This window comes from Novosphingobium kaempferiae, assembly GCF_021227995.1.
Classification (GTDB): Bacteria; Pseudomonadota; Alphaproteobacteria; order Sphingomonadales; family Sphingomonadaceae; genus Novosphingobium; species Novosphingobium kaempferiae.
This window is the reverse complement of the sequence record NZ_CP089301.1, coordinates 2,199,708-2,217,720: the sequence shown is the minus strand read 5'-3', so window position 1 is coordinate 2,217,720 and position 18,013 is coordinate 2,199,708. Positions and strand designations below refer to the sequence as shown.

Genomic DNA, 18,013 nt, shown 5'->3' with positions numbered 1-18,013 from the left:
GGATGTTGCGCCAGATGTTGCGCCTCATGGTGGGGCAGCCGCCTTACGAGGCGTACCTCGCCCACATGGCGCAGCATCATCCCGAGAAGACGCCGATGACCCGCGTGGAGTTCTTCCGCAACCGGGAACAGGCGCGCTTCGGCGGCGCGGGCGGGGGGAAGTGCTGTTGAGCCGGTCGTCGTCCTGGATCGGGTCCGGGACGACGTTTGAACTAGGGCCGCAGCACCCAGCCCCCATCGACATGGATCGTCTGCCCGGTGATCCACCGCCCCGCTTCCGAACACAGCAGCAGCGCCGTGCCGACAAGCTCGTCCGGCTCGCCCCGCGATCGCAGCGCGCAGGTCATGTCGAGGAACCTGATGAACGGGGAATCGTCCGGCACCAGCAGCTTGCCCGCGTCCGACTTGACGTTGCCTGGGGCGATGGCGTTGCAGGTGATGTTGTCCTTGCCGAGCTGCTTGGCGAGCGTCGTCGTCAGGCCCACCAGCGCCAGCTTGGAAATCCCGTAGAGCCCCGTTGCCGGGAACGCGCCGCCGCTGGTCTGGTTGAGGATGCGTCCGCCGCCCCGCTCGCGCATCGACGGGATCACCGCCCGCGCGCAGAGCAGCGCGCCGTTGAGGTTCACCGCGAAGGCTCGGTTCCATGCGTCGAGGCTCACCGTCTCGCAGTTGTCGTAGCTGATGTCGACCATCAGCGCGGCGTTGTTGACGAGCACGTCGACCCCGCCGAACGCCTCCACCGCCGCCGCGCCCATCGCCAGCGTCGAGGCTTCGTCGGCCACGTCCATCTGCACGCCCACGGCCCTGCCGCCGCTGCCGACGATCTCCTCCGCGACGGCGGCGGCGCCGTCACCGTTGAGGTCGGCGACGACCACTGCCGCGCCCGCCTGCGCCAGCCCGAGCGCATAGGCGCGCCCGATGGAATTGCCGCGCCCGCCCGCGCCGGTGACGACCGCCACCTTGCCGTCGAGGCGGAACTGATCGAGGGAAAATGTCATCGTTCGTGGTCCTTCCAATAACACTCCGTCATTCCCGCGAAGGCGGGAACCCATCTCCCGCGCTCGCCCATGGAGCCGGGCGATGGACCGCGAGATGGATCCCCGCCTGCGCGGGGATGACGGGAAAAGGGATCATCCCGCCGTGATGCCCGCGTCGAGCGAGAGGCATGCCCCGTGGAAGCCGCGCCCGGCATCGGAGGCGAGGAGGACGATCATGTCGGCGACGTCCGCCACCTCCACTACGCCGCGCATGCCGGAAAAGCGCTTGAGCAGTTCGAAGTCGCACCCTTCGGGGGGCACGTAGTTCGCCGCGATGTTGGTCATCATGCCGCCCGGCGCGACGGCGTTGATGCGGATGGGCTTCTTCTGGAATTCCATCGCCAGCGCCTTGGTCATGCCGACGAGGCCCCACTTGCTCGCGCAGTAGGCGGCGGCGTAGGCCTCGCCGATGTAGGACGCGCAGGAGGCGACGTTGACGATCGCGCCGTTCGTTTCCAGCAGGTGCGGGATCGCCGCCTGGGAAAGGAAGAACGGCGCGTTGAGGTTGACGTCGATGGTCCGCTCGTACCGCTCGCGCGGCATCTCGGGCGTGTTGGCGAGGTAGATCAGCCCCGCGACGTTGCACAGCGCGTCGAGCCGCCCGAATGCCGCGACCGCCTTCGTCACCGTGGCATGGCAGGCGGCGGGGTCGGAGAGGTCGGCGACTTCGCTTCGCGCATCGGTTCCGGCCATCGCGACCGTTTCGGCAAGGCCCGCGGCGTCGACGTCCACCAGCCACAGCTTCGCGCCTTCCGCGCCCAGCTTCAGCGCCACCGCCCGGCCAAGGCCGGACGCCGCGCCCGTGACCAGCGCGACCTTGCCGGTGAGGTTGAGGTTCTCGAAGATCATGGCTTCTCCTGTGTCACGCCGGTCGCGTCGAGGAACGGCATCGCCGCGACGGCTAGCGGGTTGTCGGGATGCGAAATCGCGCCGAGCAGGCCGACGTCCTTGAACAGCAGCGCCGCGCCATGCGCGAAGGCGGGCGGGGCGGGCAGGCGGGCGACGACCTCGAACCCGAAGCTGCGCCCGCTCGAATGCTGGATGAGGTCGGCCAGCGCGGCGCGGTCCACGCCGATGCCCTCCGCGATGCCGAGCGCGCTGTGGGCTAGGCCCATGTTGGCGGCGAGCAGCGCGTTGTTGACGATCTTGGCCCGCTGCCCCGCCCCGGCCGGGCCGAGCAGGACGATCTTCGCGCCGAAGGTCCGCAACACCGGCAGCGCCTGCGCGAACGCCACGTCCGAGCCGCCGCACATCACCGTCAGCGTGCCCGCCTCCGCCGCGGGACTGCCGCCGCTGACGGGCGCATCGAGCAGCAGCACGCCGCGCTCCGCCGCCCGTTCGGCCAGCGCCTCGCAGGTCTCGGGCAGGATCGTCGAGTGGATCGCGAGCACGCTGCCGGGGCGCATCGCCGGGATCAGCCGGTCGCAGACCTCCACCACGTCCGCGTCGTTGACCACGCAGACGCCGACATGATCGCAAGCGACGCCCAGTTCCTCGACCGTGGTCGCCGCCTGTGCGCCCTTGTCCACGAACGGGGCGAGCGCCTCGGGCCGCCGCGCCCACACGGTCAGCCGATTGCCCGCCATCATCCGCACCGCGATCGGCGCGCCCTGCGAGCCGAGGCCGATGAAACCCACATCAGCCATGCCAGGGAAGTCCTTTCTCCACCTTGCCGATCATCTCGATCACCACGCCGTTGATGCGCGATGCCTTGGGCCAGCCCGCGTGGGTGCCGTACTGGAGGACGAATTCCAGCATCTCCTCCGGCGCGCAGTTGCCGCTCGCCATGGCGGCGTGGATGTGGCTGCGGATCGGGATGTCGGCGCCGGACTCGCACACGCCGACCAGCGTGATCCAGCGGCGTGAGGGCTCGTCGAGACCCCGGCGGCACCACATCTCGCCGAACACGAAGTTGTTGATGCCGACGAGGTAGGGCGAACTGGGCGGCCCGGGCGGGAAGGTCATGACCTTGGCGAATTCGGCATGGCCGCTGTCGTTGCGCTCCTGCGCGTCCCACGGCGCGGCGCGGATCGGCGGGACTTCGGCGGGCGGCAGGCCGAGTTCGTCGGCGACGCGCGTCACCGCGCGGTCCAGCCTGCCGCCGTTGCCCCAACCCGAGTAGACCGCAAGGTGCAGCGCCGCTTCGCGCAGTTCCGCCAGCGTCAGCGCCCCGGTGGTCAGCGCACCGCGCACGAAGTCGTCGATCTGCGTATCGCTCAGGCCGCAGGTCGCGGCGGAAGCGATGGCGACGAGGAAGCGCGGACGGCGCGGCAGGCCGGGGCGCGTCCAGACTTCGGCGAAGACGAAGTCGCGCCACGATTCCTCCAGCAGCGTCGTCGGCGCGGCGGCTTGGCGGCCCGTCACTTCCGCCTGCGTGGCGAGGCCGGTGGCGCTGCGCTCCTGCGGGTCGAGCAGGCTCATTGCAGGTTGATCCACACGTTGCGCACCTGCTGGAATTCGCGCAGCCCCTCGATCCCGCCGAGGCGACCGTGGCCGGAATGCTTCATGCCGCCGAAGGGGACGCAGGGCGTCATCGCCTCACCCGATCCGTTGACCTGCACCTGCCCCGCCATCATCTGCCCGGCGACGCGGTGGGCGCGGGTCAGGCTGGTGGTGTGGACATAGGCGCCGAGCCCGTAGTCGGTCCCGTTGGCGAGCGCGACGGCCTCCTCCTCGCTGTCGAACGGGGTGACGACGAGGACCGGGCCGAACACCTCGTTGCGGGCGATCTCGGCGTCCTGCGCCACGTCGGCGAGGATGGTGATGGGGTAGAACGTGCCCCCGGCGTGGTCTCCGCCGATCCGCTCGCCCCCGCAGACGACGCGCCCGCCGTCCGCCGCGCCGCGTGCGACCATGCCGTGAATGCGATCGAGCGCGGCCTCGGAGATGACCGGCCCCATGATCGTGTCCATCGCGAAGGGGTCGCCCACCTTCACATGCGCCGCCATGGCCTTCAGCATCTCGACGTAGGGCTCGTAGATCGCGCGCTCGACCAGCAGGCGGGTGCCGTTGACGCAGCCCTGTCCGTTGGCGCTGACCGCGCCCGAAAGCCCGCGCTTCGCCGCCGCCTGAAGGTCCGCGTCGGCGAAGACCAGCACCGCCGACTTGCCGCCGAGTTCGAGGCCGACGGGCTTGAGCGACTGCGCCGCGCTGGCGAGGATCTTCTTCGCGGTCGCGCCGCTGCCGATGAATTCGATCTTGTCGATGCCGGGATGCTCGACCATCGCCGCGCCCACGTCCGCGCCACCGGTGACGAGGTTGACCACGCCGGGCGGAAAGCCCGCCTGGCGGATCAGGTCTACCAGCTTCATGATCGACCACGGTGCCGTCTCGGGCGCTTTCAGCACCACGCAGTTGCCTGCCGCCAGCGCCGGAGCCATGACCATCGTCGCGGCGAACAGCGGGCCGTTCCACGGCACGATGATGCCCACGGTGCCGTAGGGTTCGTAAGTCACGTAGTCGTGCGCAGGCCCGCCCCAGGTCGGCACCGTGCGGCCTTCCAGCTTGTCCGCCCAGCCCGCGAAGTAGCGGAACTTCTGCGCCGCATCCGCGCTCATGTGCGGGCCCGCCAGCAGGATCGAGCCGTTCTCCGCGCTGAGCAGCGGGGACATTTCGGCGGCGCGTTCCTCTATCACGGTTGCGAGGCGCAGCATCAGGTCGCGGCGCTTGTCGCCGGGCATCGCGCGCCATGCGGGTTGCGCGGCGCGGGCGGCGGCGACCGCGCGATCGACGTCGGCGGCATTCGCCAGCCCGATCTCGCGCGTCACTTCGCCGCTGCCGGGATAGACGTGCGCGAAGACCTCGCCGGACCCTGACGCCTCGGCGCTCTCGCCGATCAGGTGCGCGAATTCGGGCAGGGATACGTCGGGCAGACGGAAGCCCATGGGACTGCTCTCCTCTCCAGCGGCGACTGGCGCGCCGTTCGATGGAGGGAAGGCTATCGCGGCGATATACAGGCGGTCAATTGACTTGAATTGACCGAAAATGCGTCGATAATCGACGCTGAAATCAAATAATATGCCTATAATTGAGATCACCTATGACCGGGAAGAAGGCCAGCCTGATCGTCCGCACCACCGAGGCCCTGCGCGAGCGGATCTTCGCGGTGCCGGAGGGGGAGCGGATCGGTTCGCTGCACGAACTGGCGCGCTCGCTGGAGGTGGGGATCGTCACGCTCCAGCAGGTCGCGCGGGTGCTGGAGCATGAAGGACTGCTGGAAGTGCGGCGCGGTCCGGGCGGCGGCTACTACGGCGCGCGGCCCGATGCGGCGGCGCTGGAACGCGGCCTGCACGCCTACATGCGCATGAACCCCACGTCCTACGAGGAGGCGCTGGACATGACGTCGCTGCTGTTCAACGAACTGGCGACCGCCGCCGCGCGCTGCACCGACGCGGGGCTGCGGGCGCGGCTCGCAACGCTGGCGGAGCGGCTGCCGGGCTGCGTCACGATGATGGACTGTGGCCGCTTCGAGATGGAGTTCCAGGAACTGCTGTTCCGCATGGTCCGCCGCCCGCTGTTCGAGATGCTGACGCGGGTGACGCTCCACTACTCGACCGCGCACACCGCGCCACGCCTCAAGGTGTTCGACGACGACGGGGCCGCCTGGCGCGATGGGCGCGCGCGGATCATCGCGGCGATCCTCGCGAACGATGCGGAACTGACGCGGTTCGAGGCGAATCGGCAGAACCGCGCTGTGATCCTGTCCTACCTCGACACGCGCGGCTGACTTAAAAGCGGAAGCTGAGCCAGCCGGCGAGGAAGTCGGAGTTCTTGTATCCCGCGTCGGTCAGGCCCGGTCCGGCCTGCAGGTGCTCGTAGCGTCCGGTCAGCGTCAGGCGCGGGGCGATCGACCAGATGGCCTGAAGGCGCGCGACTTCGGCGGTCTTGCGGGCACGGCCGTTCTGGGTGCCCGCGAAGGGCTGGCCGTTGGCGCGGTAGATCGCGTCATGCACGTTGTCGCGCCAGACGAACTCGTACTCTGCGGTGACGCGCACCTTGCTGACCGGCGTGAAGCTGACGTTCGGCGTCACCGCGCGCAGGTTGGAGGGCGTCAGGTAGAGCTGGTAGCTGAAATAGATGTTGTTGCCGAAGGGCGAATAGGCATTGCGCAGCTTGCCGTCGCCATACCCGCCGCCGCCGCTGGCGTAGTCGAAGTGGACGCCGACGCGCGGGGCGTCCTTGCCCTTGCCGATGCGGTAGGTCTGCGCGATGAACGCCTGCCACGCGGAGATGTCCTGGTCCATGTAGTAGCCCCACTGGCGGTTGACCGACCAGTCGAGGTTCACCGGGCCCACGTCCCCGCGCAGCCATCCGCCCAGATACCAGCGCGTCGCCGGGCCGATCCGCCCGCCCCACGCGCCCACATCGTTGTGGCGGCGCCACAGGAAAGTGTCGAAGGCGAGGCTGGAATTGCCGAGGAACGTCTTGGGCAGCATCACGCCCACCGTGGCGCCGGAGAAGCGGCGCGCGGGATCGTTCACGTCGTCGCCGGTGCCAAGGTCGCCGTAGGCGGTCGGGCGGAAGTCGAAGGCGCCGAAACGCAGCTTCGATCCGCGTGCGTAGAAGCGCCAGCCGTTCATGGTGTAGCGGATCGTGTTGTTGTCCCGCTGCGACGTCAGCAGGTTGGGGCCGTCGGTGAATTCCTGCCGCCCGTAGCGCACGCCCACGTCGAATTCGCCGATGTCGGTGCGGGCCTCGACGAAGGACTGCTGGATGACCACGTCGTTGCGCAGCGTCGCGGCGGGTACGCCGAGGTTGCGTCCGCCGATGCCGCCGTGCGCGATCTCCCCGTAGAAGCGCAAGTGCTCGCCGATGTGCAGGTCCGCGCCGCCGACGATGCGGTTGATGTCCTGCCGCTGCGCCTCGGCTTCGCGCAGGTTGGGGTTGGTGGTCTGGTTGACGCGCAGGCGCAACTCGCCCGAGAGGGTCAGGTAGATGTCGCCGTCGTCATCGAGCGGGATGTACTTCAGCCGGTCGATCGGGTCGTCGCGCTTGGCCGGGTCGGCCTTGGCGGTCCAGTCCTCGGCCCAGCGGGACAGCGAGTAGCCGCCCGTCACGGCGCCGTCGCCGTTGTGGGCCTGCGGGTAGGGCGCGTCCTCGGCATGCGCCACCGCAGGCAGCGTCGTCAGGGCGAGCGAAAGGGTCGCAGCGCGGAGCCGCGAAGCTACGGTGATCATCAGGCAACCCTCTGTCGTATTTATTGTTCTGGTATGCGGCCGGCCTCAGCCGGCCGATATCATTCCGCCGGGAGCAGCGCGGGCTCCGGCAGGGTTTCCCCCGCCAGCGCGGCGTCGAGGCGGGCGTGGTCCAGCTTGCCCTCCCAGCGCGAGACGACGATCGTCGCCACCGCGTTGCCGACGAAGTTCGTCAGGCTGCGGCACTCCGACATGAAGCGGTCGACGCCGAGGATCAGCGCCATGCCCGCGACCGGCACCGAGGGCACGATCGAGAGCGTGGCGGCCAGCGTGATGAAGCCCGCGCCGGTGACGCCTGCCGCGCCCTTGGACGAGAGCATCGCCACGCCGAGCAGCAGCAGCTGCTGGCCGAGCGTCAGGTCGACGTTGCAGGCCTGCGCGATGAACAGCGCCGCCAGCGTCATGTAGATGTTGGTGCCGTCGAGGTTGAACGAGTAACCGGTGGGGACGACGAGGCCGACCACGGCCTTGGGGCAGCCGGCGCGCTCCATCTTCTCGATGAGGGCGGGCAGGGCGCTTTCCGAGGACGAGGTGCCGAGCACCAGCAGCAGTTCGCCCTTGAGGTAGGCGATCAGCTTGAAGATCGAGAAGCCGCACAGACGGGCGACCGCGCCCAGCACGACCACCACGAACAGGATCGAGGTCACGTAGAACGTCGCGACGAGCTGCGCGAGGTTGGCGAGGCTGCCGACGCCGTACTTGCCGATGGTGAAGGCCATCGCGCCGAACGCGCCGATCGGGGCCAGCTTCATCACCATCGAGACGAGCTTGAACACGACGATCGAGATATCGTCGAGGATCGCGAGCACGCGCTCGCCCCGCTCGCCGATGGAGGCCAGCGAGATGCCGAACAGGATCGCGACGACCAGCACCTGCAGGATGTTGTCCTGCGCCAGCGAAGACACCAGCGTGTCCGGGATCATCGCGTTGAGGAAGCCGACGAGCGAGGTCTCGTGCGCCTTCTCGGAATACTGGGCGACCTTGCTGGCGTCGAGCGTGGCGGGGTCGATGTTGAAGCCGGAGCCCGGCTGCACGACGTTCGCCACGATCAGGCCGACGATCAGCGCCAGCGTCGAGAAGAACAGGAAGTAGGCGAAGGCCTTCGCCGCCACGCGCCCGACCGAGCCGAGGTCACGCATACCCGCGATGCCGGTCACGATGGTGAGGAAGATGACCGGTGCGATCACCATCTTCACCAGCTTGATGAACATGTCGCCGATAGGCTTCAGCGATTCGCCGGTGGCCGGGTAGAAGTGGCCTACCAGTACGCCCGCGGTGATCGCGGCGAGAACCTGGACGTAGAGGTGCGTGTACCAGCGCTTCGGAGCGGCCGGAACGGCGGGCTGAATGTGCGACGGTTCGTAGTGCATGCGGGTGTAGCCTTCGTCATCCTCGGGACGCAGACGACGCCCTTGGGACGCCGCTCGTGCCTGAGAGGAAATTGCGCTCAATGCCGCTGCGCGCAAAGGGGAATTGCGGAAACGCGCGAAGCGCAGTTTTGCAAGGGTTTGTGAGAAGTGGTGAGGGGCCGATGTCCCGATTCCTGCCTCGCCATCGAAACGAAAGTGCAGAAATTTGCACATGGGCCGAGGCTGGTCTATCCGTGAGTCCGGCCCCGATCCGGGGCGTTGCATGGACATCGCGTGATCCGTTCGAGGTACATTCCCTGGCTTCTCGCCGCGCTCGCCTTCGCGGCGCTGACGGCGTTCGGGGTGGGCGCGGTCGTGCGGGCGGGTGCGACGCAGCGCTTTGTGGCGGAGGCGATGGCGGATGCGCGGTTGCGACAGGCGCTGCTCGCCAACGAAGTCGCGCGGTTCCGCCTGCTCCCGCTGGCGCTGGCGGACGACCGCGACCTGGTGGCGCTGGTGTCGGGCAGGCCGGGCGCGCAGGACGTGATGAACGCCAAGCTGGAGCGGCTCTCCGGCACGCTCGGCTCGCCGATCATCTACGTCATCCGCGCCGATGGCCTGACGCTGGCGGCGAGCAACTGGCGCGATCCGCGCAGCTTTCTGGGCAAGGACTACAGCTTCCGCCCCTACTTCCGCGCCGCCGCGCAGTCGGGCACCGGCCAGCAGTTCGCGCTCGGCACGGTGAGCCACCGCCCCGGCCTGTTCTTCGCCCGCCGCGCCTACGGGGGCAGCGTGGTGGTCATGAAGATGGAGTTCGACAGCCTCGAGGCGCAGTGGCGCGAGGCGAGCGGCACGACTTTCGTGACCGACCGCAACGGCGTGATCCTCGTCACCAGCAATCCCGGCTGGCGCTACGCGGCGACGCGCCCGATGGCGCCCGAGCAGGACCGCCGTGCGCGTGAGAGGGTGGGCGTCGGCGCGTTCCGTCCCTCGCCGTTCGTCCGCATGGACGGCGCGACGGTGCGCCTGCCCGGAGAACGTGGCGATTCCCTGCTGGTGACGACCGCCCCCGATGCGGCGGGCTGGCGCGTCAACCTCGCGCTGCCGATGCGCGGCACGGTGGATGCGGCGGTGCGCACCGCGCAGATCGGCGCTGCGCTGGCGACGCTGGCGCTGTTCGCGCTCGCGGCCTTCCTTGCCGAGCGGGGCCGCCGCCGCCGCGAGCGCACCGCGCAACTCGAAGCCGTCGTCGCCGAACGCACCGCCGACCTGCGCCGCGAGATCGAGGAGCGCGTCGCCACCGAGACTCACGCCGCGCAACTGCGCGAGGGGCTGCGGCAGGCGAACCGGCTGGCGACGCTCGGGCAGGTGACGGCCAGCGTCGCGCACGAGACCGCGCAGCCCGTCGCCGCGATCCGCAACTACGCCGCGACCTCGCGCCAGCTTCTGGAGATGGGCTCGCAGGACATGGTCCACGACAACCTGCGTGCCATCGACCGCCTTGCCGAGCGGATCGGCGCGGTGACGTCCGAACTGCGCGGGTTCGCCCGCAAGGGCAGCCGCGCGGGCGGGCCGATCCCGCTGGCCGAAGTGATCGAGGGCGCGGGCCTGCTCCTCAAGGAACGCTTGTCGCGCGTGGACTTCGAGGCGCCGGTGGTGTCGTCGGACGTGATCGTGTTCGGCGGGCATGTCCGGCTGGAGCAGGTGCTCGTCAACATCCTCCAGAATGCGCTGGAGGCGCTGGAAGGTCAGGCCGATGCGCGGGTCGCGATGACGGTCGAGCCGGGGCCGGAAAGCGTCTGCATCGTCATACAGGACAATGGCCCCGGCATCGCGCCCGAGGTGGCAGACCGGCTGTTCACCCCCTTCGCCACCAGCCGTCCGACCGGGCTGGGCCTCGGCCTCGTCATTTCGAAGGACATCGTCGAGGACTTCGGCGGCACGCTGCTGCTGGCGCCGTCCGAACGCGGCGCCTGCTTCGTCATCACCCTGAGGCGCAGCGCATGAGCACGACTGCCGAGACCCGCCGCGTCGCGCTGGTGGAGGACGACGACGACCTGCGTGCCTCGACCGCGCAGGTGCTGACGCTTGCGGGCTTCGCGGTGGAGGGCTTTGCCGCCGCCGCGCCCGCGCTTGCCGCCATCGACGCGGAGTGGCCGGGCATCGTCGTCAGCGACGTGCGGATGCCGCACATGTCGGGCACCGAACTGTTCCGCACCCTGCACGAGTGTGACCCGGAGCTTCCGGTGATCCTCGTCACCGGGCACGGCGACGTGACGATGGCGGTCGATGCGCTGAAGGCGGGTGCGTGGGACTTCCTGACCAAGCCGTTCGACCCGCAGGCCCTCGTCGCGGCGGCGGACCGGGCGGCGACGGCGCGCGCGCTCGCGCTCGACAACCGGCGGCTGCGGGCAGCCGCGCAGGAGGACGAAGCCTCGGGCCTCGTCGGCCAGTCCCCGGCGATCCGGCGGCTGCGCGAGATGATCCCGACGCTCGCCAACACCGACATCGACCTCTTCATCGAGGGCGAGACGGGGACCGGCAAGGAACTGCTCGCAAGGCTGATCCACCGCGCGGGCAAGCGTTCGCGCCATCGCTTCGTCACCGTATCCTGCGCGGCGCTGCCCGAGGCGCTGGAGGACGAGCTCTTCGCCATGGCGGGAGAGGCCAGCATCGCCTCGGCCACGCGCGGCACGCTGTTCCTCGACGACATCGACCAGGCATCGCGCCGCCTGCAGGCCCGGCTGACGCCGCTGGTCGAGGACCGCGTGCTACGCAGCCCCGGCGCGCGCGAGCCGCTGCCGCTGGACCTGCGCGTGATCGCCACGGGCGGCGTCGGCGACGGCGAGCTTGCGGAGAAGGTCGCGCCGGGCCTGTTCTATCGCCTTGCCGCGCTGCGCCTGCGGATGCCGCCGCTGCGTGAGCGGCGCGAGGACGTGCCCGCGCTCTTCGCTCACCTCGCCGGAAGCGCCGCCTCGCGCCTGCGGATGCCGCTGCCGGTGATGACGGCGGCAGTGCGCGAGCATCTGTCGAGCCACGACTGGCCCGGCAACGTGCGCGAACTGGCGCATTTCGCCGAGCGATTCGTCCTCGGCCTGATCGAGCCCGCCTATGCCGTGCAGCCCGCGGCGGAGGGCGATACGCTCCCCCAGCGCCTCGACGCCTTCGAGCGCGAGACGATCATCGCCGCCGTCGTCGCCGCGAACGGAGAGATTGGCGCGGCGATCCGGCGGCTCGGCATCCCGCGCAAGACCTTCTACTACAAGGTCCACAAGCACGGCATCGACCTGCCCGGACTGCGCAAGGGCAGTGCCGGGCGCGGATGACGCGCGAACAGGGTTACGAAAACCTTGATCTCGTGGCGAATCCCCCCCAAGCGATGCTGTCCCGGAAAGCAAGGTTGGCGCGTCTAGATGCAGAGCAGTTCCCGTCGCGCAGGTTCGCAGCGCAAACCCGGCCTCGACCCGCGCACGGCTTTCGGCCTCGCCATCGCCATCCTGTTCTTCCTCACCAGCGGCACCGTGGCGTTCATGAACGTCCGCTCGCTGCGCGAAGGCGCGGACCGGATCGTCCATTCGCATGAAGTGATCGTCTCCATCACCGCGCTGCTTTCCGCCGTGAAGGACGCCGAGACGGGCCAGCGCGGCTTCCTGCTGACCGGGCGCCAGCAGTACCTCGATCCCTACAACGCCGCCGTGTCCGACGTCGGCGCGCGGATGGACAAGGTCGCGACGCTCACCCGCGACAACCCCGAGCAGCAGGCCCGCATCGCGCCGCTGCGCCGCCATGTCGACGCCAAGCTGGTCGAACTGGCGGAGAGCATCGCCGCGCGCCGGACGACCGGCGAGGCCGCCGCGCTGGAAATCGTCAACAGCGATCGCGGCAAGGTCGAGATGGACGAGATCCGCGCCCGCATCGCCGAGATGCGCCAGACCGAGGAGCAGTTGCGCGTCGAGCGGCTGGCCGAGATGGAACTGGCCTATCGTTCGGCGTGGGTCAGCGGCGTCATGTCCTGCGCGCTCGGCATCGTGCTGACGCTGGTGATCGGCCTGCTGATCCGCCGCGCCACCATGGCCGCCGACCGCCAGCAGTGGATGCAGGCCGGGCAGGTCGAACTGTCCTCCGCCGTACTGGGCGACCAGACCATCGAGCCGCTGGGCGAAAGCATCCTCGGGTTCCTCACGCGCTTCGTGGGCGCGCAGGCGGGCGCGATCTTCGCGGCCGAGAACGGGCACTTCCGCCGCATCGCATCCTACGGCGTCGCGCCGGACGCGCAGATCGTCGAGCGGTTCAACCGCAAGCAGGGCCTGCTCGGGCAGGTCGCGGCGGACGGGCAGCCGGTGGTGCTCTCCGACATTCCCGACGGCTACCTGACCATCGGCTCCGGCCTCGGCAGCGACCGTCCGCGCCACCTCGTCATCGCGCCGGGCGCGGCGGACGGGTCGGTCGAGGGCGTGATCGAACTCGGCTTCCTGCAGCCGGTGGACGAGCAGGTTCTGGCCTTCCTTGCGGAGATTTCCGCCGCGATGGGCGTGGCGCTGCGCTCCGCCCGCTACCGCTCGCAGCTTCAGCACCATGCCGAGGAATTGCAGGTCCAGAGCGAGGAACTGCGCGTCTCCAACGAGGAACTGGAGGAGCAGGGCCGCGCGCTCAAGGAATCGCAGGCGAATCTCGAACAACAGCAGGTCGAGCTGGAGCAGACCAACTCGCAGCTGGAGGAACAGGCGCAGCTGCTGGAAAACCAGCGCGACGATCTCGCCCGCTCGAACGAGGCGGTCGAGGCCAAGGCGGCCGAACTGGAGCAGGCGAGCCGCTACAAGAGCGACTTCCTGGCGAACATGAGCCACGAACTGCGCACGCCGCTGAACTCGCTGCTGATCCTGTCCAAGCTGCTCGGCGACAACCGCGGCGAGAACCTGACCGGCGAGCAGGTGCAGTTCGCGCGCACCATCGAGTCGGCGGGCAACGACCTGCTGGCGCTCATCAACGACATCCTCGACCTGTCGAAGATCGAGGCGGGGCACCTCCAGATCCGGCCGGAATCGGTGCTGGTGGAGCGCTTCGCGAACGATCTGCGGCAGGTCTTCCAGCCCATCGCCGCCAACCGCGCGCTCGCATTCGAGATCGCCGTCGCGCCGGGCACGCCGCTGGAGATCGAGACGGACCGCCAGCGGCTCGAACAGATCATCAAGAACCTGCTGTCGAACGCCTTCAAGTTCACCGAGCGCGGCAGCGTCCGCCTCGAAATCGCGCCCGAGGCGGATGGACGGCTCGCGATCGCGGTCAGCGACACCGGCATCGGCATTCCCCCGGAACAGCAGAAGGCGATCTTCGAGGCGTTCCGGCAGGCGGACGGCACGATCAGCCGCAAGTTCGGCGGCACCGGCCTCGGCCTCTCGATCTCGCGCGAACTGGCGCGCCTGCTGGGCGGCTCGATCGCGCTCACCAGCGTGCCGGGCGAGGGCAGCCGCTTCACGCTGACGATCCCGGCGGTCTACGACGCCGCCGAGGTTCAGGCCCCGACCGTCCCGGTCAGCGCCCCCGCCCCGCAGGCGCCCGCCGCACCGACGGCACCCGCCCGCGCCGTGCCGATCCAGCGCCAGGTCGAGGATGACCGCGACACCCTCGCCCCCACCCAGCGCGTGCTGCTGGTGGTGGAGGACGACGCCAGCTTCGCGGGCATCGTGCGCGACATCTCGCGCGAGATGGGCTTCCAGTGCCTCGTCACCGGCACCGCCGAGGAGGCGCTCAACCTTGCGCGCACGTTCAAGCCGCATGCGGTGGTGCTCGACGTCGGCCTGCCCGACCAGTCGGGCCTCGCCCTGCTCGACCGCCTCAAGCGCGATGTCGAGACGCGGCACATCCCGGTCCACGTCGTCTCGGGCAGCGACCATACCCAGACCGCGCTGGCGCTGGGCGCGATCGGCTACCTCATCAAGCCGGTGAAGCGCGAGGAACTGGCGGGCGTGCTGGAAGCGCTGGCCGCCAAACTGTCATCCGAAGTGCGCCGCGTGCTGATCGTCGAGGACGACGCCGTGCAGCGCGACGCGGTCAGCCGCCTGCTTGCCACCGGCGATGTCGAGACGGTGGGCGTCGCCAGCGCCGCCGAGTGCCTCGAGGCGCTGCGCGAGGGCACCTTCGACTGCATGGTGCTCGACCTCAACCTGCCGGACGCCAGCGGTTTCACCCTGCTGGAGACGCTGAGCCGGGAGGGCGCCTATGCCTTCCCGCCGGTCATCGTCTACACCGGGCACGAACTGTCGCCCGCCGACGAGCAGCGCCTGCGCCGCTATTCGGACTCGATCATCATCAAGGGCGCGCGCTCACCCGAGCGCCTGCTGGACGAGGTCTCGCTGTTCCTGCACCAGGTCGTCACCGACCTTCCGGCGGAGCAGCAGACGATGATCCGCGCCGCGCGCAACCGCGACGCCATCCTCGAAGGCCGCCGCATCCTCGTGGTGGAGGACGACGTGCGCAACGTCTTCTCGCTCACCAACATCCTCGAACCGCAGGGCGCGGTGGTGGAGATCGCGCGCAACGGACAGGAGGCGCTCGACGCGCTGGAAGCGGCCTCGGGCGACGATGCGAAGCGGATCGACCTCGTGCTGATGGACGTGATGATGCCGGTGATGGACGGCCTCACCGCCACCCGCGCCATCCGCAAGGATCCGCGCTGGGCGCGGCTGCCGGTCATCACGCTGACCGCCAAGGCCATGCCCGACGATCAGGAGCGTTGCATCGAGGCGGGCGCGAACGACTACATGGCCAAGCCGCTCGACGTCGACAAGCTGCTCAGCCTCGTGCGCGTGTGGATGCCGCGATAGGATGCGGAGCGCCTGACGATGGACAGCGAGAAGATCGAGGACATCGAGATCCGCCTGCTGCTGGAGGCGATCTATCGGCGGTATCACTACGACTTCCGCAACTATGCGCAGGCATCGATCAAGCGGCGGCTGCGGCAGGCGCGCGACCGGATGGGGCTGAAGACGTTCTCGGCCCTGCAGGACAAGCTGCTCCACGATCCCGCCGCCGCCTCGCGCGTGCTGCGCTTCATGACCGTGCAGGTCAGCGACTTCTTCCGCGACCCGTCGTACTTCCGCGCCATCCGCGAGAAGGTGGTGCCGCACCTGCGCACCTACCCTTCGCTCAAGGTGTGGATCGCGGGATGCAGCGCGGGCGAGGAACTGCATTCGCTCGCCATCCTTTTCCGCGAGGAAGGGCTGGAGGACCGCACGCTGTTCTACGCGACCGACATCAACCAGGAGGCGCTGGAGATCGCCGCGCGCGGCATCTACCCGGTGGAGCGGCTGAAGACCTTCACCGAGAACCATCGCCTCTCGGGCGGCAAGTCCTCGCTCTCGGACTACTACACCACCGGCTACGGCGGCGCGGTCTTCGACAAGTCGCTGCGCGAGCGGGTGGTGTTCTCCGACCACAGCCTCGTCACCGACGCGGTGTTCTCGGAGATGCACCTGATCTCCTGCCGCAACGTGATGATCTACTTCGACCGCGACCTGCAGGACCGCGCCATCGGTCTGTTCCGGGACTCGCTGATCCGCAACGGGTTCCTCGGCCTCGGCTCCAAGGAGACGCTGCGGTTCTCGGCGCATTCGGAGGATTTCGCGGACTTCGTGCGCGAGGAGAAGATCTACCAGAGGCGCAAGGCATGAGGGCGGTCGCCATCGGCGCGTCGGCGGGGGCGATCCATGCGCTGCTGCGCATCCTGCCCGCGCTGCCCTCCGGCTACGCGCTGCCGGTGCTGGCAGTGGTTCACGTCCCGCCGGGCCGCAAGAGCGAGCTGGCGGGCCTCTTCGCGGGCAAGTGCCGCCTGCCCGTGCGCGAGGCCGAGGACAAGGAGCCGATCGAGCCCGGCACCGTCTACTTCGCCCCGCCGGACTATCACATGCTGGTCGAGGCGGGTGGCACCATCTCGCTGTCCACCGAGGAGCCGGTGTTCTTCTCCCGCCCCTCGATCGACGTGCTGTTCGAAAGCGCCGCCGATGCTTACGGCCCGGACCTGATGGGCGTGGTGCTGACGGGCGCGAACGAGGACGGCGCTCGGGGCCTCAAGGCCGTGGGCGAGGCGGGCGGCCGCGTCTTCGTGCAGGATCCGGCGACGGCCTACGCCCGCGCCATGCCCGACGCCGCGCTGGCGGTCTGCGGGCAGGCGCGGATGCTCTCGCTCGACGGGATCGTCGAATGCCTGATCGAAGCGGGGCATGCGGCATGAGCGATCCGGTCAACGTCCTCCTCGTCGACGATCTGCCCGCCAACCTCCTCGCGCTGGAGGCGCTGCTGGCGGGCGAGGGCGTGGCGGTGCTCAAGGCGCATTCGGGCGAGGAGGCGCTGGAACTGCTGCTGTCGCACGACGTCGCACTCGCCCTGCTCGACGTGCAGATGCCCGACATGGACGGCTTCGAACTGGCCGAGATCATGCGCGGCAGCGAGCGCACGCGCCATGTGCCGATCATCTTCGTGACGGCGGGCGGCGCCGACAGCCGTCGCCGGTTCCGGGGCTACGAGGCGGGCGCGGTGGACTTCATCCACAAGCCGATCGAACCCGACATCCTGCGCAGCAAGGCGGAGGTCTTCTTCGATCTCCACCGCCAGCGCCGCCAGATCGCCGCCCAGCGCGACGAACTGGCCGCTGCCGCCGAGGCGCTTCGGCTCGCCGATGCGCACAAGGACCGGTTCCTCGCCGTCCTCGCCCACGAACTGCGCAACCCGGTGGCGGCGCTGATGAGCGGGCTCGACCTGCTCGGCCGCCCGCGCGCCGCGGGTCAGGCGGAGGAAATCCGCGAGCGGATGGGGCGCACGCTGTTCCACCTCTCGCGCATGGTCGAAGACCTGCTCGACGTCTCGCGCGTCAGCGAGGGCAAGGTGTCGCTGCGGATCGAGCGTATCGAACTGGACGCGATCCTCTCCTCCGCGCTGGAGGGCAGCCGCCACAACATCGAGGGCGCGGGCCACCGCCTGACCATCGACGTGCCGCCGGAGCCCGTCGTGCTCGACGGGGACTATACCCGGCTTGCGCAGGTCGTCGCCAACCTGCTCAACAATGCGGCGAAGTATACGCCGGAGGGCGGGGAGATCGGCCTTTCCGCGATCGTCTTCGGCAGGATGGTGGAGATCCGCGTCTCCGACAACGGCGTCGGCATCCCGGCCGAGATGCAGCCGCATATCTTCGGGATGTTCACGCAGGTCGACGATCACCGCGGCTATGCCAAGGGCGGGCTCGGCATCGGGCTCGCGCTGGTGCGCCAGCTCGTCGAGCTGCATCGCGGGTCGATCCGGGTGGAGAGCGCGGGCGCAGGGCAGGGGAGCACGTTCATCGTGAGTCTGCCATTGGGCGGGCAGTAGGAACAACTCGCCGCCTTGCGGGCTTTCAACCGGCAGCCGCGCGCTCTAACGCGCGTAGCCCATCCGGTTAAGCT

General features: G+C 69.4%; 15 protein-coding genes. 8 read left to right on the top strand and 7 right to left on the bottom strand.

All coding sequences use genetic code 11. From position 1 onward, the window contains the following. Positions 1-14: 14 nt before the first annotated feature. On the top strand, positions 15-170 hold the full coding sequence (locus LO787_RS10100; RefSeq protein WP_232495702.1) for a YbdD/YjiX family protein: 156 nt from the start codon (positions 15-17) through the stop codon (positions 168-170). Positions 171-211: 41 nt separating this feature from the next. Here the strand turns inward: LO787_RS10100 and LO787_RS10095 are convergent, their stop codons facing one another. The 5 genes from LO787_RS10095 to LO787_RS10075 all read right to left on the bottom strand — a co-directional run bounded on the left by LO787_RS10095 (position 212) and on the right by LO787_RS10075 (position 4,920). Next, positions 212-997: an SDR family oxidoreductase gene (locus tag LO787_RS10095; RefSeq protein WP_232495701.1), complete on the bottom strand. Its 786-nt coding sequence runs from the start codon at positions 995-997 to the stop codon at positions 212-214. A gap of 132 nt (positions 998-1,129) precedes the next feature. Then, positions 1,130-1,885, bottom strand: coding sequence for an SDR family NAD(P)-dependent oxidoreductase (locus LO787_RS10090; protein WP_232495700.1), 756 nt, complete (start codon positions 1,883-1,885; stop codon positions 1,130-1,132). Beyond that, the gene (locus LO787_RS10085; RefSeq protein ID WP_232495699.1) at positions 1,882-2,682 is read right to left on the bottom strand and encodes an NAD(P)-dependent oxidoreductase; all 801 of its coding nucleotides are present in this window, start codon (positions 2,680-2,682) and stop codon (positions 1,882-1,884) included. The genes LO787_RS10090 and LO787_RS10085 overlap by 4 nt, the downstream gene beginning before the upstream one ends. Next, on the bottom strand, positions 2,675-3,457 hold the full coding sequence (locus tag LO787_RS10080; protein ID WP_232495698.1) for a carboxymuconolactone decarboxylase family protein: 783 nt from the start codon (positions 3,455-3,457) through the stop codon (positions 2,675-2,677). The genes LO787_RS10085 and LO787_RS10080 overlap by 8 nt, the downstream gene beginning before the upstream one ends. Further along, positions 3,454-4,920, bottom strand: coding sequence for an aldehyde dehydrogenase family protein (locus LO787_RS10075; RefSeq protein ID WP_232495697.1), 1,467 nt, complete (start codon positions 4,918-4,920; stop codon positions 3,454-3,456). The genes LO787_RS10080 and LO787_RS10075 overlap by 4 nt, the downstream gene beginning before the upstream one ends. A 155-nt stretch (positions 4,921-5,075) precedes the next feature. On the opposite strand from LO787_RS10075, the gene LO787_RS10070 reads away from it, so the two are divergent. Beyond that, positions 5,076-5,762: a GntR family transcriptional regulator gene (locus tag LO787_RS10070; protein WP_232495696.1), complete on the top strand. Its 687-nt coding sequence runs from the start codon at positions 5,076-5,078 to the stop codon at positions 5,760-5,762. Between the two features lies 1 nt (position 5,763). Here the strand turns inward: LO787_RS10070 and LO787_RS10065 are convergent, their stop codons facing one another. Together LO787_RS10065 and LO787_RS10060 are read right to left on the bottom strand one after the other, a co-directional pair. Continuing rightward, entirely contained in the window at positions 5,764-7,212 is a 1,449-nt protein-coding gene (locus LO787_RS10065) for an alginate export family protein (RefSeq protein WP_232495695.1), read from the bottom strand. A 59-nt stretch (positions 7,213-7,271) separates the two neighbouring features. Then, entirely contained in the window at positions 7,272-8,600 is a 1,329-nt protein-coding gene (locus tag LO787_RS10060) for a dicarboxylate/amino acid:cation symporter (RefSeq protein ID WP_232495694.1), read from the bottom strand. 273 nt (positions 8,601-8,873) lie between these two features. Between LO787_RS10060 and LO787_RS10055 the strand changes: the two genes are divergently transcribed. From LO787_RS10055 to LO787_RS10030, 6 genes are all read left to right on the top strand, one after another. Beyond that, positions 8,874-10,586, top strand: coding sequence for a sensor histidine kinase (locus LO787_RS10055; protein WP_232495693.1), 1,713 nt, complete (start codon positions 8,874-8,876; stop codon positions 10,584-10,586). Continuing rightward, positions 10,583-11,905: a sigma-54-dependent transcriptional regulator gene (locus tag LO787_RS10050; RefSeq protein WP_232495692.1), complete on the top strand. Its 1,323-nt coding sequence runs from the start codon at positions 10,583-10,585 to the stop codon at positions 11,903-11,905. The genes LO787_RS10055 and LO787_RS10050 overlap by 4 nt, the downstream gene beginning before the upstream one ends. 87 nt (positions 11,906-11,992) lie before the next feature. Next, the gene (locus LO787_RS10045; protein WP_232495691.1) at positions 11,993-15,403 is read left to right on the top strand and encodes a response regulator; all 3,411 of its coding nucleotides are present in this window, start codon (positions 11,993-11,995) and stop codon (positions 15,401-15,403) included. An 18-nt stretch (positions 15,404-15,421) separates the two neighbouring features. Then, positions 15,422-16,249 (top strand): CheR family methyltransferase, encoded by an 828-nt coding sequence (locus tag LO787_RS10040; protein WP_232495690.1) that lies wholly within the window; start codon positions 15,422-15,424, stop codon positions 16,247-16,249. Further along, positions 16,246-16,809, top strand: a complete 564-nt coding sequence (locus tag LO787_RS10035) for a chemotaxis protein CheB (protein ID WP_232495689.1) — start codon at positions 16,246-16,248, stop codon at positions 16,807-16,809. Before LO787_RS10040 ends, LO787_RS10035 begins: the two co-directional genes overlap by 4 nt. Continuing rightward, positions 16,806-17,939 (top strand): hybrid sensor histidine kinase/response regulator, encoded by a 1,134-nt coding sequence (locus LO787_RS10030; protein WP_232495688.1) that lies wholly within the window; start codon positions 16,806-16,808, stop codon positions 17,937-17,939. The genes LO787_RS10035 and LO787_RS10030 overlap by 4 nt, the downstream gene beginning before the upstream one ends. Positions 17,940-18,013 lie beyond the last annotated feature (74 nt).